At 40.8% G+C, this 22,501-nt stretch carries 18 protein-coding genes; 7 read left to right on the forward strand and 11 right to left on the reverse strand.

Going from position 1 to position 22,501, the window contains the following annotated elements:
* Positions 1-73 precede the first annotated feature (73 nt).
* The 4 genes from BLU33_RS07510 to BLU33_RS07525 form a co-directional block, all read right to left on the reverse strand.
* Positions 74-2,002 (reverse strand): ABC-F family ATP-binding cassette domain-containing protein, encoded by a 1,929-nt coding sequence (locus BLU33_RS07510; RefSeq protein ID WP_091370871.1) that lies wholly within the window; start codon positions 2,000-2,002, stop codon positions 74-76.
* 460 nt (positions 2,003-2,462) lie between these two features.
* Entirely contained in the window at positions 2,463-2,813 is a 351-nt protein-coding gene (locus BLU33_RS25360) for a transposase (RefSeq protein ID WP_197684580.1), read from the reverse strand.
* Between the two features lie 163 nt (positions 2,814-2,976).
* Positions 2,977-3,468, reverse strand: coding sequence for an NADH-quinone oxidoreductase subunit B (locus tag BLU33_RS07520; protein WP_091370872.1), 492 nt, complete (start codon positions 3,466-3,468; stop codon positions 2,977-2,979).
* Positions 3,461-4,069 (reverse strand): NADH-quinone oxidoreductase subunit A, encoded by a 609-nt coding sequence (locus BLU33_RS07525; RefSeq protein ID WP_091370874.1) that lies wholly within the window; start codon positions 4,067-4,069, stop codon positions 3,461-3,463. Before BLU33_RS07525 ends, BLU33_RS07520 begins: the two co-directional genes overlap by 8 nt.
* Between BLU33_RS07525 and BLU33_RS07530 the strand changes: the two genes are divergently transcribed.
* The gene (locus BLU33_RS07530; RefSeq protein WP_091370876.1) at positions 4,068-5,282 is read left to right on the forward strand and encodes a BaiN/RdsA family NAD(P)/FAD-dependent oxidoreductase; all 1,215 of its coding nucleotides are present in this window, start codon (positions 4,068-4,070) and stop codon (positions 5,280-5,282) included. The genes BLU33_RS07525 and BLU33_RS07530 overlap by 2 nt on opposite strands.
* A 117-nt stretch (positions 5,283-5,399) precedes the next feature.
* Here the strand turns inward: BLU33_RS07530 and BLU33_RS25365 are convergent, their stop codons facing one another.
* On the reverse strand, positions 5,400-6,095 hold the full coding sequence (locus BLU33_RS25365; RefSeq protein ID WP_091370878.1) for a hypothetical protein: 696 nt from the start codon (positions 6,093-6,095) through the stop codon (positions 5,400-5,402).
* Between the two features lie 41 nt (positions 6,096-6,136).
* Between BLU33_RS25365 and BLU33_RS07540 the strand changes: the two genes are divergently transcribed.
* Complete coding sequence (locus tag BLU33_RS07540) at positions 6,137-7,147, forward strand: threonine aldolase family protein (protein ID WP_091380310.1); 1,011 nt, start codon at positions 6,137-6,139, stop codon at positions 7,145-7,147.
* Positions 7,148-7,357: 210 nt separating this feature from the next.
* Here the strand turns inward: BLU33_RS07540 and BLU33_RS07545 are convergent, their stop codons facing one another.
* Positions 7,358-8,218 (reverse strand): sigma-70 family RNA polymerase sigma factor, encoded by an 861-nt coding sequence (locus tag BLU33_RS07545; RefSeq protein WP_090466905.1) that lies wholly within the window; start codon positions 8,216-8,218, stop codon positions 7,358-7,360.
* Positions 8,219-8,652: 434 nt separating this feature from the next.
* Between BLU33_RS07545 and BLU33_RS07550 the strand changes: the two genes are divergently transcribed.
* Positions 8,653-9,294 (forward strand): DUF2975 domain-containing protein, encoded by a 642-nt coding sequence (locus BLU33_RS07550; RefSeq protein WP_091370880.1) that lies wholly within the window; start codon positions 8,653-8,655, stop codon positions 9,292-9,294.
* Positions 9,295-9,296: 2 nt separating this feature from the next.
* A complete protein-coding gene (locus BLU33_RS07555; RefSeq protein ID WP_091370882.1) occupies positions 9,297-9,500 on the forward strand; it encodes a helix-turn-helix domain-containing protein in 204 nt (67 codons plus the stop codon).
* A gap of 40 nt (positions 9,501-9,540) precedes the next feature.
* Here BLU33_RS07555 and BLU33_RS07560 read toward each other — a convergent pair whose 3' ends face one another.
* Together BLU33_RS07560 and lpdA are read right to left on the reverse strand one after the other, a co-directional pair.
* Positions 9,541-10,380, reverse strand: coding sequence for an MBL fold metallo-hydrolase (locus BLU33_RS07560; RefSeq protein ID WP_091370883.1), 840 nt, complete (start codon positions 10,378-10,380; stop codon positions 9,541-9,543).
* A 115-nt stretch (positions 10,381-10,495) separates the two neighbouring features.
* A complete protein-coding gene (gene lpdA, locus BLU33_RS07565; RefSeq protein ID WP_091370885.1) occupies positions 10,496-11,884 on the reverse strand; it encodes a dihydrolipoyl dehydrogenase in 1,389 nt (462 codons plus the stop codon).
* A gap of 659 nt (positions 11,885-12,543) precedes the next feature.
* Here lpdA and BLU33_RS07570 point away from each other — a divergent pair.
* Together BLU33_RS07570 and BLU33_RS07575 are read left to right on the forward strand one after the other, a co-directional pair.
* Positions 12,544-15,249 carry a TonB-dependent receptor gene (locus tag BLU33_RS07570; protein ID WP_091370887.1) on the forward strand — a complete coding sequence of 902 codons (2,706 nt, stop codon included), beginning with the start codon at positions 12,544-12,546 and terminating at the stop codon, positions 15,247-15,249.
* A 27-nt stretch (positions 15,250-15,276) separates the two neighbouring features.
* On the forward strand, positions 15,277-16,413 hold the full coding sequence (locus BLU33_RS07575) for a hypothetical protein (protein ID WP_091370889.1): 1,137 nt from the start codon (positions 15,277-15,279) through the stop codon (positions 16,411-16,413).
* A gap of 84 nt (positions 16,414-16,497) precedes the next feature.
* Here BLU33_RS07575 and BLU33_RS07580 read toward each other — a convergent pair whose 3' ends face one another.
* Positions 16,498-17,187 carry a sterol desaturase family protein gene (locus tag BLU33_RS07580; RefSeq protein WP_091370891.1) on the reverse strand — a complete coding sequence of 230 codons (690 nt, stop codon included), beginning with the start codon at positions 17,185-17,187 and terminating at the stop codon, positions 16,498-16,500.
* Positions 17,188-17,202: 15 nt separating this feature from the next.
* The gene (locus BLU33_RS07585) at positions 17,203-18,384 is read right to left on the reverse strand and encodes an AIR synthase related protein (protein ID WP_197684581.1); all 1,182 of its coding nucleotides are present in this window, start codon (positions 18,382-18,384) and stop codon (positions 17,203-17,205) included.
* Positions 18,385-18,432: 48 nt separating this feature from the next.
* Here BLU33_RS07585 and BLU33_RS07590 point away from each other — a divergent pair, with 48 nt between their 5' ends.
* On the forward strand, positions 18,433-20,238 hold the full coding sequence (locus BLU33_RS07590) for a chloride channel protein (protein ID WP_091370893.1): 1,806 nt from the start codon (positions 18,433-18,435) through the stop codon (positions 20,236-20,238).
* A gap of 88 nt (positions 20,239-20,326) precedes the next feature.
* On the opposite strand, the gene BLU33_RS07595 is transcribed toward BLU33_RS07590, so the two are convergent.
* A complete protein-coding gene (locus tag BLU33_RS07595) occupies positions 20,327-22,498 on the reverse strand; it encodes a glutamine synthetase III family protein (RefSeq protein ID WP_091370895.1) in 2,172 nt (723 codons plus the stop codon).
* Positions 22,499-22,501 lie beyond the last annotated feature (3 nt).

Here is a 22,501-nt window from a genome sequence, read left to right on the forward strand (position 1 = left end):
AATTTCTACCACAGAGAGCACAAAGAAAAATTCACAAAGAGACACAAAGTTTTGAACGGCAATATAAGAATATTTATGCCTCTAATTCCATGATCTGTTCAGCCAAAGCCTCCCAGCGGAGTTGTATGGCACCTAATTCCAGTTTTTTCGCCTCGTAGTTACGGGTTACTTCTTTGGATTTGTTAGCATCGCTATACAGCTTTTCATCAGCCAGCTGTGCTTCAAACTGCTTAACCGCACGCTCAAGCTCGCTCATTTGCTCTTCCATTTTTGAAAGATCCTGGTTCAGTTTTTTTAATTGCTGGAATTTATTTTCTGATTGTGGTTTCTGTTCTTTAACAGGCTCAGGTTTTTTTTCTTCTTTCTTTTCAACCTTAGGTGCGGGCGCGCCTTTTAGTTCAAGCTTACGTTTTGCCTGCCACTCATCGTATTCGGCATAAGTACCTGGGTAGATCTTTATTTTCTGATCCTCAATAAACCATATTTTGTTGGCCACATTATCCAGGAAATACCTATCGTGCGATACTACGATCAGCGTGCCTTCAAACTGCTTTAAAGCCTGTATCAATATATTAACCGACGCTATGTCAAGGTGATTGGTGGGCTCATCCAGTATCAGGAAGTTAGCATCAGCGGTTAAGGCCTTAGCCAAAGCTACACGTGATTTTTCACCACCCGAAAGTACCTTTATCTTCTTGAAAACATCATCACCGGTAAACAGGAACGAACCTAATATAGAACGCAGCTCTGTTTCATTATGTTTAGGCGCAAATGCTTGTAGTTCCTGTAAGATCTGGCTTTCCAGGTGCAGCGATTCTAACTGGTGCTGCGCGAAGAATGTTTGCGTAACGTTATGACCGGTTTCAAACTTGCCGGTAAAATCCTTATCGGCACTGGCTACAATACGTAACAGGGTTGATTTACCTTTACCGTTGGCACCGATCAAGGCTATTTTATCGCCCTTTTCAATAATTGCCTCGGTATGGTCTAAAATATCAATAGCAGGGTATTTTTTAGTGATATTCTCTAAAGTTACCACATGCCTGCCAGATTGTTTAGAGAAACGGAAGCTGAAGTTTACCGATGGGTTATCATCATCCACATCATCCACACGCTCCAGTTTATCCAGAGCCTTGATACGCGATTGCGCCATTTTTGCCTTGGATGCCTTAGCACGGAAGCGTTCGATCAAACGTTCCTCCTGTTTTATTTTTGATTGCTGGTTCTTAAACTCACCACGCTGAATTTCTTCACGTTGCGCTTTTTCCTCTAAATAGAAAGAGTAGTTACCGGCGTAAACTGTCAGCTTACCTTTACGCGATTCAACAGTACGGTTAATAACCTTATCCAAAAACCACCTATCGTGCGATACGATGATCACCGCGCCGTCAAAAGCTTTCAGGTAATCCTCAAGCCATTGGATAGATGGTAAGTCAAGGTGGTTGGTAGGCTCATCCAGTAAAAGGATATCCGGTGCCTGTAAAAGTATCTTGGCCAGCATTACACGCATGCGCCATCCACCCGAAAAGGTGCTCAGCTTGCGTTGTGTTTCAGCATCGCTAAAACCCAGACCGGCTAAAATTTCGTGCGCTTTATATTCAATGCTGTAACCGTCGAGCACTTCAAACTCATGTTGTTTGTCGCTTAGCTTATGCAATAAATCTTCGGTATAGTCGGTTTCCAGCTTTTTAAGCAGGACTTCTATTTCATCATGCAATTGGTTCTGGCGCTCAAAAGCCTCCATTGCCACGTGTAAGATGGTTTTATCAGAAGAATACGATAGCAAATCCTGGTTCAGGTAACCCATGGTCAGGTCCTTAGCCATTGATATAGTGCCCGATGTTGGTTTGTACTCGCCTACAATCATTTTAAGCAGCGTGGTTTTGCCGGTTCCGTTAGCGCCAATAAGGCCTATCTTTTCTCCAGGTTTAATATGCCAGTTAGCTTCATCATATAAGGCTCTTGCACCAATCTCAAACGTAAGGTTATTTATAGCTATCATTTGGCGCAAAGATACGATTTTGAGAGGAATTTTAGAACCGGGATTTAGAGGATTTAAAGGATGACCAGAATGTGATAAAAATGCTTAGAAAATGGACTTTTTTACCCTCTTTGTCGCTTGCGACAGAGAGGGTCGACCAGCGAAGCGTAGTCGGGGTGAGTCAACGGAGCGCGTTAATATATATTATTGCGCTCGTCTGTGACGAGTGCTTAACATGGATTAGCGTTTGCAACGCGACTTCAAATATTTGAAATATAATATGCAACATCCAATGGCGTAATATCCATTATCCCTTTTTCGCTCCAATAATTAGCGGCTGAACTATAAATATAGTGTTCCGGATTTTCAACTATTCCTGCTCTAACAGGGTTATTATGAATATAGTCTATTTTTTGAACAAGAATTTTAGCAGTATCACAGGCAATGCCATGATATCCATCCTGCCATACTTTGTAATTTTCTATGCGGTTGTTGTATTTAGACGATATTGAAACCTATATAACATCCAATCCCTGCGACTTTCATTTTCCTGTTCAACTAAATTGATGATTTGTTTACTGGTATGCTTTTTAAAATCCCTGATAATATCAGGCAATTTAGCAGGAGCATTCGCAGAAATAAGTAAATGAATATGATTTGTCATCAGGCAAAAAGCATGCACTTCAAGTCCTTTATTTTGTTGACAGTAGGTTAAAGATTCGGTGATTAATTGTTTGTAAGCAGGCCTCGTAAATACATCAACCCAATCAATTACTGTAAATGTTACAAAATATATTTCTTCAGGATTTCTGACACGGTATTGATGTGACATCGGTTTTAGTTTTCACTAAAATATAAATCTTGCGTTGCAAACGCAAGACCATTTTAAGCGCTCGTTATAAACGAGTGCAATTAGTTTTTTTATTTTTTTATTATTTGTGTTATTGCGCTCGTCTGCGACGAGTGCTTAATATTGGTTAGCGTTTGTAACGCTACTAAACAATTGCCGTATTTCCCGCCAGCGTTTCCCCTTCAATCTTCTTCTGCAACTCCAAAATAGCGCCTATCAGCGCTTCGGGGCGTGGCGGGCAGCCTTGTACATACACATCAACAGGTATCACCCTGTCTACACCTTTTACCACATGGTAGCCATGCTGCCAGTAGGGGCCGCCACAGTTGGAGCATGAGCCCATGGAGATCACATATTTTGGTTCGGGCATTTGCTCATAAAGGCGTTTAATGCGCTCGGCCATTTTAAAGGTAACGGTTCCGGCTATGATGATCACATCTGCCTGGCGTGCTGATGGTCGCGGGAATACACCAAAGCGGTCGAGGTCGTAGGTTGAAGCGAATGAGCCCATCATTTCAATGGCGCAGCAGGCTATCCCAAAGCTCAATGGCCATAAGGATGATAAACGTGCCCAGTTAAGCAGGTCGTTCATTTTGGTAATCATCATGCCGCCACTTTCGCTGGTTATATCATTCATCGCTTGCCTTTTTAAAAGTTGGTTTAAACATGGGTTTCCTGATAGGTTGTGCAACAGGCGCAGTAGGAGTTTCAACAGCAGCGACCGCAACAGGTTGTTGCATGCTGAATTGCTTTACAACGTATGTGCTTTGTTCGGTATTCAGCTGATCGTACAGCGATATAGGGATCCTTACATCGGTTGTTGGGGTGATGGGCTTTGGTTTTATCCAATCCAGGTCGCCTTTGCACCAAACGTATACCAGACCTAATATTAACACACCTAAAAACACGAACATCTCGATCAGCGATAACATACCCCAGCGCGGATCAAAATTATTGATCTCGTGACTGCCAAATACAGTAGCCCAGGGGAAAACGAACACCATCTCTACCTCAAAAAGCAGGAAAACCAGTGCGATAACATAAAAACGGGAATTGAAGGGCAGCCATGCGCTGCCTGTTGGTTCTTCACCGCATTCGTATGAGCTTAATTTCTCAGCATTAGGGTGATTTGGCGACATTAACCGGTTTACAAAAAATATAAGGCATACCAGTATTATTCCTGTTATTAAAAAGATAAGTATCTTTCCAAATTCTGATATTTGCACAACATCGTCCATGGCAACAAATTTAATAAAACAAACAGATTTTGACGCTATAATTATTGGCGGAGGTGCATGCGGACTAATGTGCGCAGTACAGGCAGGTTTTTTAGGTAAGCGCACACTCATACTGGAGCGGAACGATAAGGTAGGCGCAAAGATACTGATCAGTGGGGGAGGCCGGTGTAATTATACCAACTTGTATTCATCGACACAGCAATTTATATCGGCTAACGTGCATTTCGCTAAGTCGGCCTTCGCGCAGTGGACTGTGGATGATACTGTCAGCTTTTTTGAAACCTATGGCATTGAGGGCCAGGAGAAAACATTGGGCCAGCTATTTCCCACAAGTAATAATGCCCGTGATGTGGTTAAGGTTTTCACTAATCTTTGCTATGAATTAGGGCAGGAAATTCAGTGTGATACTACGGTTAAAAACATCAAACAAATAGATAGCGGTTTTCATATCAGCTATGAAAAAAACGGGAAAGAGCACACCATTGAAGCGCCCAAAGTAGTAATTGCATCGGGCGGTTTACCGATCCCTAAAATAGGTGCAACAGATTTTGGCCTGAGCATAGCACGCAAATTTGACCTTAAAATTATCGATACCGCACCTGCCTTAGTGCCGTTAACCATCACCGGAAAAGATCAGCCATGGTATGAACAGTTATCAGGAAACAGTATTTTTTGCAGGGTGTGGAACGACAGGATCAGTTTTGATGAAAATATTTTATTCACCCATTGGGGATTGAGCGGACCTGCTATATTGCAAATTTCATCCTATTGGAAACCGGGTGAGTTTATTTATATCGATCTGTTACCCAATCAGGATATTGTGGAATTGATACAGCAGGAAAAAGAAGTGAATGGTAAAAAGATGCTGCTGGCTTATTTGGCGGGTCTTTACACCCGCAAATTTGCCGAGGCGTTGAGTGATAAACTGCCTGTTGAAAAGAACCTGGCTTCATTAACCAAAGCCGATATTGAGAATATCAGCAGCCTGATTCACGAGTTTAAAGTAAAACCAGCCGGGGACAAGGGCTATGATAAAGCCGAAGTTATGCGCGGCGGTGTATCAACCGACGAGCTATCCTCCAAAACCCTTGAAGTTAAAAAAGTACCCGGCCTGTACTATGGCGGCGAATGTGTGGATGTCACCGGCTGGCTGGGCGGCTACAACTTTCAATGGGCCTGGGCCAGCGGGTTTGTTATAGCGCAGAGCATTTAAGGGGAAAGAGTCAGGAGTCAAGATGCAAGAGCCAGGAAGCTGCATTTGAGGAAAGAGTCAGGAATCAAGAAACTGCATTTTTCTTTCCTGATTCTTGACTCTTACATCTTAATTCTACTACTGTGCTCCGTGCTCGGCCTGCAGCTTATAAAACCTGTCTATCAGTTTACCAATATTGCCTAAACTGTATCTGTTTTGATGCAGCTCATCAACTATTTCAGGTTCATCGCCCATAATGTTGCTCATTACATCTACAAAATTTGCCGGAGTTAATTCTTTCATTTCAGCTGTGTTACGACCGTAGAAATAGCTGGTTGCCTTATGCCCGCCACCGCCTAAAGGTATTGAGATCCCTCCGCCTATACCACCGCCGAAGCCGCCACCTCCGCCGCCAAAGCCGCCACCTATACCCAGGCCAACGCTTGACTGTACGCCACCTCCGCCACCAACTTTACCCTCGAACATATAGAGTTTGGGGTCTTCCTTGTCAGCATCCACTGCCACCAGCACAAAATCAATTTCGTTTTTTGACCATGCTCCGGTACGTGGCGCGGCGGCAACTATAAAACTATCCCTGCCCATAACAAATGAACTAAGGTCGCTTGCGCTGAGTGTTAAAGTATTAGCCTTTTTGTCTGCTTTAAATTCAATAAAGCCTTCATCTTTAATTGGGCCGTTTCCGGTGCCTTTGTATCTTATCAGGCCAATTTCTTTGTTGCCTTTAACATCGTAAAAATAGCCGGGTTCCCAGCTTTGTGATTTTGCTGATATACCTATCAACATAAAAAATAAAATGATTAAAATTGGGCGCATATAATGTAAAATACAAAGAACGTAATTTTAAAGGAAATAATATGACCGTTGACCTCCGTAGCGACACTATTACAAAGCCAACACCCGGAATGTTGGATGCCATGATGAATGCCAGTGTTGGTGACGATGTTTTTGGCGAAGATGAAACTGTAAACGCGCTTGAAGAGAAGACTGCCGCCATGTTTGGTATGGAGGCTGGTATCTTTTGCCCTTCAGGTACCATGACCAACCAGATAGCCATAAAATGCTTCACCCAGCCGCTTGATGAACTTATTGCCGACCAAACCGCACATATTTACCGTTACGAGGGTGGGGGCATAGCGTTTAATTCGGCGGTATCAACCCGTTTGCTGAATGGTTACCGCGGTATTATAACTGCCGAGATGATAGGGCCGGAGATAAACGCGGAAAATATACATTATCCGCATACCAGTTTGGTGGCGTTGGAAAATACAGTTAATAAAGGTGGTGGTAGTTGTTATACGCTGGCGCAGATAAAACCTATTGCAGAGTTATGCCGGAATAAAGACCTAAAACTGCACCTGGATGGTGCACGTATCTTCAATGCGCTTGCACATACTGGTGATAAAGCCGCTGATTACGGGCAATATTTCGATGGCATATCTGTTTGTTTATCAAAAGGGTTGGGCGCGCCGGTAGGTTCAGTTCTTTTGGCTGATAAGGCTACCATTAAATATGCGCGCCGCATACGTAAGGTTTTTGGTGGTGGCATGCGCCAGGCGGGTTTTTTGGCCGCGGCTGGTATCTACGCGCTTGATCATCATGTGGATAGGGTGAAGATCGATCATGCTCATGCGCAGATATTGAGCGAAGCATTAACCCAATGCCTATGGGTAAGCAATGTTTTGCCTGCTGAAACCAACATTGTTTTGTTTGATACCATTGAACCCGCTACTATTGTTTTAGCAAAGCTTGCTGAACATGGGATAAAAGCCTTGCCAACTGATACTCACCGCATACGTTTTGTATTGCATTTGGATGTACATCCGGAACAGGTGGAGTATGCTGTTGGGGTTTTGAAGGGGATGTAAATTAGATGGATTTATAAAACCCGTCATCCCGAACTTGTTTCGGGATCCCACGTGCCAAGTATCCTGCATGCTGTTGACCAGTCCAGTGAGGTGCTGAAACAAGTTCAGCATGACCGTTTTATTAAGAAAAGCTATAAAACAAAAAGGTCCCGCTGATTAAAGCGGGACTCTTTCATCCGTATCCACATACAGACACAATATTTGCGTTTATTAACCCAAATATGACTTTAATATCTTACTTCTTGAAGTATGGCGCAGGCGTTGCAGCGCTTTGTCTTTGATTTGTCGTACACGCTCACGGGTCAGGTTAAATTTCTCACCTATTTCTTCCAGTGAAAGCGGATGGTTAGTGCCTAAGCCAAAGAATAATACGATGATCTCGCGCTCACGCTCGGTAAGTGTAGATAATGAACGTTTTATTTCTTCTGACAACGACTCATTAATTAAAATTGAATCGGTATTTGGCTCCTGGTTTTCCAGTACATCCAATAATGTATTTTCTTCACCCTGTACAAATGGCGCATCCATTGATACATGACGACCTGAATTGCTCAGCGTGTCAGATATTTTATCAACGGTTGTTTCCAGAATATCGGCAAGTTCTTCAGGTGAAGGCTCCCGTTCGTATTCCTGCTCCAGTTTTGAGAAGGCTTTACTTATTTTACTTAATGAACCTACCTGGTTCAAAGGCAAACGTACAATACGTGATTGCTCGGCAATAGCCTGCAAAATTGATTGACGGATCCACCAAACGGCGTATGATATAAATTTGAAACCTTTTGTTTCATCAAAACGCTTGGCAGCTTTAATAAGGCCTAAGTTACCCTCATTTATTAAGTCGCCCAGGGTTAAGCCCTGATTCTGATATTGTTTAGCAACAGACACCACAAAGCGAAGGTTGGTTTTTGTAAGGCGCTCTAATGCAGCCTGGTCGCCTTCGCGTATTTTTTGGGCTAATATTACTTCTTCTTCGGCTGTTATCAGGTCAACTTTACCAATTTCGTGCAAGTATTTGTCAAGAGATTGTGACTCACGATTGGTTATGGATTGTGTTATTTTGAGTTGTCTCATCTATTTTATAACCTCGATTCTTACTTTTAGAATTGAACGTGCAAAGGTACGAAATTGTTATGAAAAATTTTCACTAAAATTTATATTAATAAAAGAGGTGTATTATATTGATTACATGCTATTTATTGCACGGTTTTTGTGGTGTGAAATTGCCTCGGTTTTATATATAATTTAGGTTTAAAGTTTCATTTATCCCGATGTCTTTTTTGTTTGCCGCAGTAGCACAGCAATCCTTATTTACAGGACGTGTTCAAGATACAAAATATATTGTTTTTACATAAGCCCAACCTGTAAAAGTTTTTCCACAAGCCCAGTTATATAAACATCTGTTATATTGATGGGGTTGAATTGTGATTAATATTTATTGTAATTCGATAAATATATTTTGAATTGTAATAAATTAAGCTTTGATTTGCATCATCAAATAATTTATAATGAAAAGAGTTAGATTGTTACAAGTAGCCGTATATATAGTATTTGCAGCGTTGTTTTTTCAGAATGCTGCGCCTGGGCTTTACCAGGGTCTTATGGATAGTATTCGCGGTGATACGGACGAGACCGGCGTTGTTACCTCGGTTCTTCCTGGTGCTGCTATTGATCCGCGTTTGATACCCGGTACCAGGGATGAAAATATGCAAGTGAACAATAATTATTCACTTGAGGATATTAGCATTAATGCAAATGTAAGGGTTAACGCTAAATTTATTAATACGTCGTCGTGGCTTTTTGCATTAAGTATTATTTTGACTTTTGTTGGTTTTAGTATACTTGCTAGTATTGCTTATATTATTAACAAGGTTATTTATAGTATTTATGAGGGCTCAATTTTTGAAAGCAAGCACCTGGAAATGATTAGGCGGATAGGGTTATTATTGATTGTTTATACTATAGTGGATTATGGCTTTCAGCAGGCGGCTTTTTACATTAGCAAAAGCCTTATAAATTCACCTGTAACCATTTTAAATGCATCAGCTTATGATTTTGAAGTGCTGATTTGCGGATTATTAGTACTGATAGTTGCCGAAGCCTTTAAACAAGGCGCACAATTAAAAGAAGAACAGGAGTTAACTATATAATTATGCCGATTATTATTAACCTGGATGTAATGATGGCCAAAAGAAAGATGTCGCTAAATGAATTGAGCGATAAAGTAGGCATCACCATTTCTAATTTATCTATACTAAAAACGGGTAAGGCAAAGGCCATACGCATTGAAACCCTTGAAGCTATTTGTAAAGCCCTGGATTGCCAGCCGGGTGATATCCTTGAGTTTGTTAAGTAATTTATCCTGACGATTTATAAAACACTTGTTAATATTTAAACTACAGTTCACCTAGCTTAAAGGTATTGCCTAATCTTATTCCTTTTTCAGTTTGTTGCAGGGTGCAGCACTCGTTTATGGGGTCATGTTCCAGGTACAGAATGTATTCTTTTTCCAGTGCTTCTGTTAATACTATCTTCTTTTCAGTTAAAGTTTTTAGTGGGAACATGTCATAAGCCATAACATAGGGCATGGGCAAATGGCCTACGGATGGCAGCAGATCGGCCATGTATAATATTTGTTTGTCATTATAGTTTATCAGCGGCAGCATCATGGCTTCGGTATGCCCGTATGCAAATTTTACATTAATATTACTGGTAAAACTTACATTATCCTGACCTGTAATAAACTTCAATTGGCCGCTTTCCTGTATCGGTAAAATGTTTTCTTTCAGGAACGATGCCTTCTCGCGGTCATTAGGATTTACGGCCCATTCCCAATGATCCTTATTACTCCAATAGGTAGCATTTTTAAAGGCGGGTATCAATTTATCACCCTCTCTTATAACAGCGCCGCCAACATGGTCAAAGTGCAGGTGGGTTAAAAATACATCTGTTATATCATCACGATGAAATCCTTTAGCAGCCAGTGAGCTATCCATACTGGCATCACCATGCAAATAATAATAACTAAAGAATTTTTGATCCTGCTTATTGCCTATGCCTGTATCAATCAATATCAATCTATCGCCATCCTCAACCAACAAACAGCGCATGGCCCAGGTACACAGGTTGTTTTCATCGGCAGGGTTGGTTTTGTTCCAGATAGCTTTAGGTACAACGCCAAACATAGCGCCGCCATCTAGCTTAAAAAAACCGGTATTTATTGTGTGCAGTTTCATAGAAAGTCAAAAGTAAAAATTCAAAAATGAAAAGCTAATTCAAGAACAAATAAAAAGACCGATAGTTATTAACCATCGGTCTTTTTGACTTTTTATTTTTGAATTTTGACTTAACTTACAAGTGTATGCACTCTCCGTATGCTTCAGCGGCAGCTTCCATTACTGCTTCGCTCATGGTTGGGTGAGGGTGTACCGATTTAATGATCTCGTGACCGGTAGCTTCCAGCTTGCGGGCTGTAACTATTTCGGCAATCATTTCGGTAACGTTATGGCCTACCATGTGGGCGCCTAAAATTTCGCCGTATTTGGCATCGAATATCAGTTTAACAAAACCATCCTTTGCACCTGCTGCACTCGCTTTACCCGATGCTGAGAATGGAAATTTGCCCACTTTCAACTCATAACCGGCTTCTTTAGCTGCTTTTTCGGTATAACCTACTGAAGCAACTTCAGGCGAGCAATAAGTACAGCCCGGTATGTTGTTATAATTTAACGGCTCAGGATTGTGGCCTGCAATTTTTTCAACGCAGATAATGCCTTCGGCAGATGCCACGTGGGCTAAGGCTTGTCCTTTAACAATATCGCCTATGGCATAAACACCTTCAATATTGGTTTTGTAAAAATCATCAACAAGTACCTTGCCTTTATCGGTTTTAACCCCCGCCTCTTCAAGGCCAATGCCTTCAATATTGGTTGAGATACCTACGGCTGATAATACGATCTCAGCCTCTAATACTTCAGTTCCGGTAGCAGTTTTTACGCTTACTTTGCATAAGTCGCCGCTGCTGTCAACCGATTCAACAGTTGAGCCGGTAAGTATATTAATGCCTGATTTTCTAAGTATACGGCCTAAGGTTCTTGATACTTCTTCATCTTCCAGCGGTACAATGTTATCTAAATACTCAACAACAGTAACAGCAGTGCCGATAGAGTTGTAGAAGTAAGCAAACTCAATACCTATAGCGCCCGAGCCAACCACTATCATTGATTTTGGTTTCTTAGGCAATATCATGGCCTGGCGATAACCTATAACTTTCTTGTAATCCTGTTTTATATTAGGTAGTTCGCGTGAGCGGCCACCTGTTGCCAGTATGATGTGTTTTGCAGTGTATAGCTGCGTTGTGCCGTCAGCACCTTTAACTTCAACTGTGCCTTTGCCTTTAAGCGAGCCAAAGCCTGTTAATACATCAATCTTATTTTTTTTCATCAGGAACTGAACACCTTTGCTCATGCCATCGGCAACGCCGCGGCTCCTTTTTACCATGGCTTCAAAATTTACATCGCCGCCTTCAACTGTAACACCATAATCGGCCGCGTGATTTAAATATTCAAATACCTGTGCGCTTTTTAGTAATGCTTTTGTTGGGATACAGCCCCAGTTAAGGCATATACCACCTAACGATTCTTTTTCAACTACTGCGGTTTTTAAACCTAGTTGGGAAGCACGAATGGCAGCTACATAACCACCCGGGCCACTCCCTATAACAATTACATCGTAGTTCATATTTTTATATATAGTCTTTTATGATTTTATGGCAAAGCTAAACAAAAGGGGCGATATGAGAAAATTAGCTGATTGGCATATTGAAATGATTAGAATAGGCAGACAAACTGCAGTTGGCCAGAAATCAGCTTGGAAAATTTAGCGGGATTGATTACAGATAGCCGGCCAATCCATTCCGGTTATCATAAAGCAAATATTGTCTTATTGTTTAATTAATATGGCGGGAGTTTTTAAACAACACATGGCATCTGATCAACAAATTTATATGTGGCTAATAGTTCCTGGTTTAATTGTTAGATGCGGACTAGTTTTATAATGTTTTTTAAAGGTATAACTTATTAATTTATAGTATCATAAATCTATGATCAGAGATGTAGTGCTTACACAAATTAGCCATGTTGTAGAAATTCTGTTTTTAGTATAAATCAATTGTAAAAAATCTGTTACTCAGCAATTTATCTTATATTAACTATGTGATAAGTGTTGTAAATTTTGTATATAAAAGAGGTGTTTTTTAAGTAATTGCATTAAGTGTGCCTTAAATGTTGATAAAATCATAAAAAATGTTAACAGGAAATTAACATTGCCAATATCGCATTCAATTATCTTTGTCTTCGCAATTAACAGGATTTCATTATTACATTTAAAACAAGCAAAGCATGAGGAAGTATTTACTCTCTTTATTCATTTCCGTTTTTACAATGTGTTTGGCGTATGCACAGGTGGCAACGGCCCAGGTACACATAACGGGCAAATTACTTGACGCACAAACCAAAGAGCCATTGATTGGCGCTACTGTTTTAGTTAAAGGAACAACAAAAGCAACGTCAGCTGCTCTTGATGGTTCTTTTAAACTTAGCGTTTCTTCTTTAAGCGGTACAACATTGGTAATTTCCTATGTAGGTTATGTATCAAAAGAAATTGAGGTAACTGATGCCAACATCGGTACAGTTTTGGTCAACCCTAACTCAGCTTCGATGAAAGAAGTAGTGGTTAACGCCAACCCATCATTAAAAATTAACAGGCAAACACCTGTTGCAGCTTCATCTGTGGGTCAGATCTACATTGATGAGCATGGCGCAGGTGCTGAATTTCCGGAGTTGATGAAAATGACCCCGGGCGTAACAGTTAGCCGCAGCGGCGGCGGTTACGGCGATTCAAGGATCAACATCCGCGGATTTTCCAGCAACAACGTTGCGCTTTTAATAAACGGTATACCTGTAAATGACGTTGAAGCTGGTAAAATTTACTGGAACGACTGGGCTGGTTTACAGGATGTTACTACTTCAATGCAAGTTCAGCGTGGTTTAGGTGCTTCAACCATAGCAGTGCCTTCAATGGGTGGTACTATTGATATCAGCACCCGCAGTACCGATATTAAAGAAGGTGGTACCATATCACAATCTATCGGCAGCTACGGCGCGCAAAAAACGCTGATATCTTATGCAACAGGTTTAAGTCCGGATGGTTGGGCTGCATCGTTCTTGCTTTCAAGAGCTACAGGTAATTCGCCAACTGCTGAGGGTGAATATTATACTGGTTATAACTATTTCGCAAACATATCAAAGATCATAGGCAAAAATCAAACCTTGTCTATCAACTATATGGGCGCTTCACAAAGGCATGGCCAGTTGTACACTTATAACTATGTTTCTACTTTCCAGAATGCTCCGCAAGGCAGCAGGTATAACTCTGATTGGGGGTATTATAATGGACAGCAATACAGTGCTGAGCAAAACTATTATAACAAGCCATTAGCTTCAATTAATTACAACTGGAATATTAACAAAACCACTTCATGGTCAACCATATTATATGGTACATGGGGTACAGGTGCTGCTGATTACCTGGCAGGTACGTACGGATCACTTCTTCCGGGTTCAAGCAATGAAGTACCAAGAACAGGCGGAACTTATTCTCCGATAGATTTTAATGCTATTGAAGACAAAAACATAGCAGCTAACACTGCAAACGGTAATGGTGCCGCAACTGCTTATATGCAGGATGTGGTAAACAACCACCAGCAGTATGGCGCTATAAGCACCATTAAAAAAACAGTTGGTGATATAACGTACCTGGCAGGTGTTGACCTGAGAGATTATACAGGCGAGCATTTTCAAAAAGTTGATAACTTATTTGGTTCAACATATGTACAGGATACTTATACCGGATCAAAAGGTAACATCAACAACCCAAACAATCAAGCTACATTTGGTCAAAAGTTTAACAACGATTATACTTATGATGTAGTTTCAGAAGGTGCTTATGCGCAGGCTGAATACAGTAAAAATGACCTTACTGCATTCTTAACCTTGTCTGGCAGCAATACCAGCAACCGCAGGATCGACTATTTTAACTATACCCCGGGTAACCAGGATAGCAAATGGATCAACTTTTTAGGTTACCAGGCAAAAGGTGGCGCTAACTATAACTTAGATGCGCATAACAATATTTATGCTAACATTGGTTATATACAAAGAGCACCACTGGTAGGTAGCCTTTTCCTAAATAAAAACAATAGCATAAACACAGGTGCTGTTCCTGAAAAATTATTTGATTACGAATTGGGCTACGGCTATACAAGCGCGCAATTTACCGCCAATGTTAACGCCTACAGAACAAGTTACAGAGACAGGTCGCAAGTATTTAGTGCACCAAATACAGTTGATCCTGCAAGCCCTTACTATATAAATGTAAGCGGATTGAACGAAATGCATGAAGGTATAGAAGCAGATGCTAAATATCGCCCGATACAAGGTGTGGTATTAGGCGGAATGCTTTCAATAGGTGATTATTATTATACTAGTAACACAGGTGCTGCTCAGGTAACAAGCGCAGATGGTAAAACTACAACTCAACCTGCCTTATTGGTGAAAGGACTGAAAATAGGAGATACGGGTAGTGGTGTTACAGGTGGCCCAAGTGCTGGAAGCGCGCAAACAACAGCAGGTGGTACTTTAGATGTTAAGGTATTATCACATGTGACTTTAGGCGCTCAATATTTATATTACAGCCACTATTATGCGGCATATAATCCATCAAAAATAAGTGCAGCAAATGGCTTTAGCCAGGGAGAATTCCAACCATATGATATTCCTAATGTTGGGACAATGGACCTGGATGTTGTCTTCCGCTTTAAAATGGCTGGTTTTGATGCTGAGTTTATCGGTAACGTATATAATGTGCTTAATACTAAATACATTAGCGATGCATATGAGAGCTCTCCTGCTCCCGGACTTACCCCCCTACAGCGTATAGCAGGTAGCCCTGGCACATCAACAGGTACGCAACCAGTACCACCAACAATTGGTGTAAACTATGGCGCGCCAAGGTTTTACATGACCACGTTGAAAATTAAGTTTTAAAAGGAAATTCATTTAAAGATTATTGATATGAAAAAAATATATTATTTAACGGCTTTTGTTGCAATGGCATTTACAGCCTGCCAAAAGCAGCCGATAGTTCCGTTGTATCCGGCGGTGGCGTCAGTTCAAGCTTACAACTTCACGCTTGCATCTTCGGATTATGCTTTGCTTCCGTCATCAGCTTATCCGTCAACAACATTATCTTTTAAAAATGCTACTGATGCACAAACTTATATCCCAACCATATTAAATGCTAAGTATCCTTCAAAGTTAGCAGCAGATAACTCAACAGCTGCGGTAACTTATACCCAGGCGGCACTTAGCTTTAAACTGACTGATAGCGTATACGCTGATGTTGCTTACACGCTTACACCGGCTGATTATTTGCTGTTACCTGGTAATAAATACACCGATTTTTCTATAGCACAAGTATTAAAGTGGTTGCCATATAAATACCCTAGCCCGGTTGTAAACCAGTTGTCATTATTGACTTTTACACCTTATCCGGCTACCTTAACACCTCCGTATTCATTCCTGTACCTTAATGGCGCGTGGAGTGAGATCTATACTATTACTCCTGCACAATATGCAGTGTATGGGTTGGGTAAATACAATCAATTCACTTCAACTAATGATGCTACTTTGCCTGCAATGTTAGGCGCATTGCTTAAAACAGATCTTACCATTCAGGATACTGTTAAAGCGGGTGATATTGAATATATCAGCTTTAATTATTATGGAAGCGACAAAGGAACCTATCAAAGGGTTATACCATTAGAATATGATGGCAGTAATTATGTAGCTCCTAAAACATACGTTGCAGGTCCATTAAATTTTGTTAAGAAATCTGGCCAATGGCAATATGTTCAACCATTACCAGTTATACCTTACACGCTTACAGCTGCTGATATTAAACTTATCGCTGCTTCAACTGTAGCTCCATCAGGCCAATTGTCAAATCTTGGTTCATATGGCGACTTTGAAAGCGCATGGACAACAGCTCAACTTGACGCGGCTATGATTTTAGTGTTAACTGCGGATTTCCAAACTCCACAAATAAATACAAATTATAAAGTAACGTACCTGGCTTATGTAGGTGGTACTGATGTACCTACCTCATTGCTATTCCAATGGAGTGGTACAGCATGGGTTGCTCAACAATAATAGCATCTTGATCAAACAAGAAGGGCCCTGAATTGTCAGGGCCTTTCTTATTTATATTAAAAATCTAATTACGGTAATTGATGTTTACACTTTATAGGTTTTGAAAAGCTTATCCCATATGTTGGTATAAAAGCCATAATTGTGTGTTATATCCAAATGGTGCTTATGATGAAAAGTAGATGTGCCCAGATACTTTAAGGGTAAACTATTCCTTATGTTTGCTGGAAAGGGCTCAAAGCCCAAATGCCCGATAATACCAAAGCCAACGTTTACTACCAGGTAAATGAATACAGCATAAAAATTAAAACTGTATAGGCTGATAATGATAAGCCATAGCAAACCAAAGCTTACTGTTTCAAGTGGATGTAATACAAAAAGATCAATCGGTGTTGGGTTTTCATAAGTGTGGTGAAAACTATGAATGCTTTTGTAAATGCCTGAATTATGTATGATGTAATGAAATCCGTACATGCATAAATCCATCGCTAAAAATAGAATAAGGAAATCGGGAACAATACGCCAGTTTAAGTCAAAACTGAAAATAATATTGCCGTGCAACCATAGCCAAAAACCTAAATAAGTTATTGCGGTGTTAATGAGATTAGTTACACAACAAATAAACCATTCCTTTACGGTAGCGAGTCTTACGGGAGATTTGGATATTTTAAGTATAACCCAGCCGAATAATAATGATAAACCAGTTACAGCAAAGTTTTCGATCAAAAAAATCACCCATAAATTAAATGGCGATTGTGTTGAAAGAAAACGCAGCATAGGTTTATTAATTAGCTATTCATACACAAATTCGCCAAACTCCGAGCGTATAGTCACCTGTTTCTTTTCAGCAGCTTCAACATGGCCTATGATTTGCGCGTCAACATTAAAGCTTTTTGATATAGGTATGATCTGTTGAGCGATCTCCTGCGGTACATATAGCTCCATACGGTGGCCCATATTAAATACCTTATACATTTCCTGCCAGCTGGTTCCTGATTCTTCCTGTATCAGCTTAAATAGCGGCGGCACAGGGAACAGGTTATCTTTAATGATATGAAGGTCGTCAATAAAATGCAGTACTTTGGTTTGCGCGCCTCCGCTGCAATGTACCATGCCGTGTATCTGGCTTCTGTAGCCATCAAGTATCGCCTTAATAATAGGAGCGTAGGTACGCGTAGGGGATAATACCAGTTTTCCAGCTGTTACCGATTGCCCGTTGCCGATATCAATCAGATCGGTAAGGTTTTTACTGCCCGAGAATATTAATTCATAAGGTATGGCCTGATCGTAGCTTTCAGGATATTTTTCAGCAATGGATTTATTGAAAACATCGTGCCTTGCTGATGTTAAGCCATTTGAACCCATACCGCCGTTATATTCTTTTTCATAGCTGGCCTGCCCGTAAGATGCCAGGCCAACAATTACATCGCCTGCTTTAATACGATGGTTCGAGATTACATCATCACGCTTCATGCGGCAGGTAACTGTGGAGTCGACTATAATAGTACGTACCAGGTCACCTACATCGGCAGTTTCACCGCCTGTTGAGTAAATACCTATGCCTGCTTCTCTCAGCTCGGTTAAAATTTCTTCGGTGCCATTTATGATGGCGGCTATAACATCACCCGGTATAACATTTTTATTTCTGCCGATGGTTGATGATAAAAGGATATTATCAATAGCACCCACGCAAAGCAGGTCATCAATATTCATGATAATAGCATCCTGCGCAATGCCCCGCCATACAGATATATCGCCGGTCTCCTTCCAATAGGTGTAAGCCAGGGATGATTTGGTGCCCGCGCCGTCAGCATGCATAATATTGCACTGTTCCGGGTCGTTGGTTAAAATATCAGGTATTATTTTACAGAATGCTTTCGGGAAAATACCTTTATCAATGTTTTTAATTGCATTATGTACATCATCTTTTGATGCAGATACGCCTCTCAGATCATATCTTTGCGAAGAAATCATGGGCAAATATACTGCTTATTATTTTTTTTAACATCCAAATTCAATACTTTGCGAAACATAGGATATATTAAGCTGTTCAGGTCCGTTGCCGATAAAGTAAATCAATGGCGGTTAAGGCGCAATTTTCAACGAAATTTCTTAATATATTGTAGTGTTGTAGTAGGCCTTATAGGCGGCCTGGCAGCGGTTACACTCAAGTATGTGGTAGGTTTAATGGAGGAGCTAAGCAAGAATATCGCTTCACACCTTTATTATCATATTGCCTACGCATTTTTACCTGCCCTCGGTATTTTTCTTACAGTAGCCTACCAGCACCTTATCAACCGCGATCACATTGAAAAGGGCATTGGTAAAATACTCATCAACATAAAAAAGAACCGCTCAAATATTAAAATAAATAATCTGTACTCGCAGATAATTACCAGCTCATTAACTGTAGGCTTTGGTGGTTCATCGGGCCTTGAAGCACCTATTGTTAGTATAGGTGCGGCGGTAGGCTCTAATACTGGCAAGTTCTTTAACTTAAGTCCATACGAAAAAACGGTGCTTATTGCAGCAGGTGCATCAGCAGGTATAGCAGCCGTATTTAACAGCCCTATTGCTGGTGTGCTGTTTTCGCTTGAGATATTGATAGGGGAGATCACCATACCCACATTTATACCTTTATTAATAGCATCGGCAACGGGTGTTGTGGTATCAAAATTATTGTATTCAGGTCAACTATTTCATCTGGTTACTGTTGGATGGGTATTAAACGCGTTGCCTTTTTATGTGATCCTGGGTTTATTTAGCGGTTGGATATCGGTTTATATTTCCAAAATGGCCGGCATATTAGAAAAAGGAATCTTTAAAAAATATAACCGTTATGTAAGAGCATTGGCTGGCGGTCTATTATTAGGCATAATAATAATGATATTCCCAGCTTTATTTGGCGAGGGCTATACGCATTTGCAGGATATATTAAATGGTAATATAGATGCACTAAAAAACGAAACACTCTTTAGCTCATGGCTGGTACAGCCGCTGGTTATGCTGTTGTTTATAGCCTGCCTGGTATTGATGAAAATTGTTGCAGCGGGTATAACCATTGGTTCGGGCGGTAATGGGGGTACATTCGCACCTACTATGTTTACCGGTGCTTTTTTGGGCTTGTTTGTGGCATTTGCTGTTAATCAAACCGGCTGGGTGCATTTAAGTGTAAGCAATTTTATAGCGGTAGGTATGGCCGGTGCTTTAAGTGGTGTTATGCACGCTCCTTTAACGGCTATATTCCTGATAGCTGAAATTACGGGTGGGTATGTGCTGTTTATACCCTTAATGATCGTTTCGGCTATATCCTATATTATATCGCGCTTGTCGAACCCCTATAATATGTATTGGAAAGAGTTGATCCACGAGCAAAATATACGGCCCGAGCAGCATTATAGTATGCTTGACGCGATTGACCTCGATAGTATAATCAATAAAACCTATACGGCTGTAAGTAAAGAAACCATCATTGCCGATTTTTATAAACTGTTATCAAAAAGCAATGCAAATATTTTTGCCGTTTTAAATAAAGAAGGTTTATTGGAAGGTGTTATATTGATGGATCAGGTTCGTAAACAGCTTTTCGATCAGCAGATAGCTAATGAAACTGTTTCTGAAATTATGGTGCCGCCGCCAACTATTATTGATTATGATCAGCCGGTAAGCAGCGTTATGGAAACTTTTGATGCCCTTGATGTATGGCAACTACCGGTAGTTAAGGATGGAAAGTTTATCGGCTTTATCTCAAAATCAACCCTACTAACGCAATACCGCGAGGTAATCATACAGCAGCATAAGGAAACGGACCTGTTTGCGAAGATTTAAAAGAACCAGGATTCTCAAAATTAAAAAAGGATTTTCAGGATGTTATTAACATCCTGAAAATCCTTTAAATTCAATAAATCCTGGTTCACTATATAAACAGCAACTCCCTAAACTTAGGCAACGGCCATAACGAGTCATCTACCAATTGCTCCAGCTTATCAACGTTGTAACGGATCGGTTGAAAATAGGCTTTTACCTTTTCGTCATAAGCGATGGCCTTATCACGCAAGTCTTCAATAGTATTGGCTTTTTTACGTTCCTGTATCATGCTTTCAACATCAGACCTTATGGCATTTACATGTTCCGATATTTTAGTGATAATATCAATCTGGGCCTTATATAATTCAGGGCTTAAGCCAATATCCTTTAACCCCTTCACGTTTTCAACCAGTTTAGTTTGATAGGTAATGGCCGCAGGTACAATAATGTTATTGGCAAGCTCACCCATTACACGTGCCTCGATTTGCAGTTTTTTATAAAAGCTATCCAGTAAAACCTCATGACGGGCATGTACTTCGCGGCGGGTAAAGACGCCTGTTTCTAAAAATAAGGCTTCTGATTTATCAGCAATAAACACATCAAGTGCTTTTGGTGTGGTTTTTATGTTTGACAAGCCTCTTTCTGCCGCTTCCTTTTCCCACTCATCACTATAACCATTGCCCTCAAAACGAATCTTTTTCGACTCCTTTATATACTTTTTAATAACGGTTAGTATAGCAACGTCTTTTTTCTCACCCTTTTTTAGCAGTTTATCTACATCAACCTTGAATTTTTTAAGTTGATCGGCTACTATAAGGTTAAGGATGGTCATAGGGCTTGCAGAGTTGGCTGATGAACCTACCGCGCGCAACTCAAACTTATTACCCGTAAAGGCGAATGGCGAAGTACGGTTCCTGTCGGTGTTATCCTTTAATATCTGTGGTATTTTGGGTATGCCCTGCCATAGTAAGGCATCATCCTTAATTATCTTGCTTATTCTTGAGGTTTCTATCTCATCAAGTACATCGCTTAGCTGTGTGCCCAGGAATATAGATATGATTGCCGGAGGGGCCTCGTTGGCGCCTAAGCGATGGTCATTGTTAACTGATGCTATTGATGCCCTTAAAAGGTCTGCATGTTCGTATACCGCTTTTATAGTATTTACAAAAAAGGTAAGGAACATCAGGTTGTTTTTAGGCGTTTTGCCGGGCGATAATAGGTTTTTACCGGTATTGGTAATCATCGACCAGTTGTTGTGCTTGCCTGAGCCATTAATGCCTGCATAAGGCTTCTCATGTAACAGTACCTTAAAGTTGTGGCGTTTAGCCACCCGGTCCATTACGTCCATTAATAACTGGTTATGGTCAATGGCCAGGTTTATCTCTTCGTATATGGGGGCGCACTCAAATTGTGAAGGTGCAACCTCATTATGGCGTGTTTTTAATGGTATACCTAATAATAAGGCTTCGGTTTCCATATCCTGCATATAGGCATAAACGCGCTCAGGTATCGATCCAAAGTAATGATCCTCTAATTGCTGGTTTTTTGCCGACATATGGCCAAACAACGTTCTGCCGGTTAAGTGCAGATCGGGCCTTGCATTAAATAAGGCAAGGTCAACCAAAAAATACTCCTGTTCAATACCTAATGAAGCATTAACTTTTTCAATGCTTTTGTCAAAATAATGGCAAACATCAACTGCAGCCTTATCTAATACACTTAATGCCTTTAATAATGGTACCTTATAATCTAATGCTTCGCCTGTGTACGATACAAATACTGTAGGTATACATAAGGTGCGTGCCATTATAAAGGCAGGGGATGAGGGATCCCAGGCGGTATAGCCGCGGGCCTCAAAAGTATTACGTATGCCGCCACTCGGAAAGCTTGACGCATCAGGCTCCTGCTGGGCCAGCGCATCGCCCGAGAATTTCTCTATAGCGCCGCCGTCTTCAGTAGGTTCAAAAAAGGCATCATGCTTTTCGGCTGTTGTGCCGGTAAGCGGCTGAAACCAGTGCGTATAATGTGTAGCGCCTTTGCCTATGGCCCACGATTTCATGGCCGAAGCAACCTGCTCTGCCATATCACGTGGGATTGGTTCGCCTTTCTCTATAGAATTAATAATTCCCTGATATGCATCTGTTGACAAATACTCCTTCATTTTCTTTTTATCGAAAACGTTGGCTCCGAAAAAATCAGAGATTTTTGGAGAGGGTATTTTTACTTCCGGTATTGTTCTGCTTTGTACAGCCCGGAGTGCTTGAAATCGAATATTGGACATTTT

It is taken from the genome of Mucilaginibacter mallensis (assembly GCF_900105165.1).
In the GTDB taxonomy this organism is placed as follows: Bacteria; Bacteroidota; Bacteroidia; order Sphingobacteriales; family Sphingobacteriaceae; genus Mucilaginibacter; species Mucilaginibacter mallensis.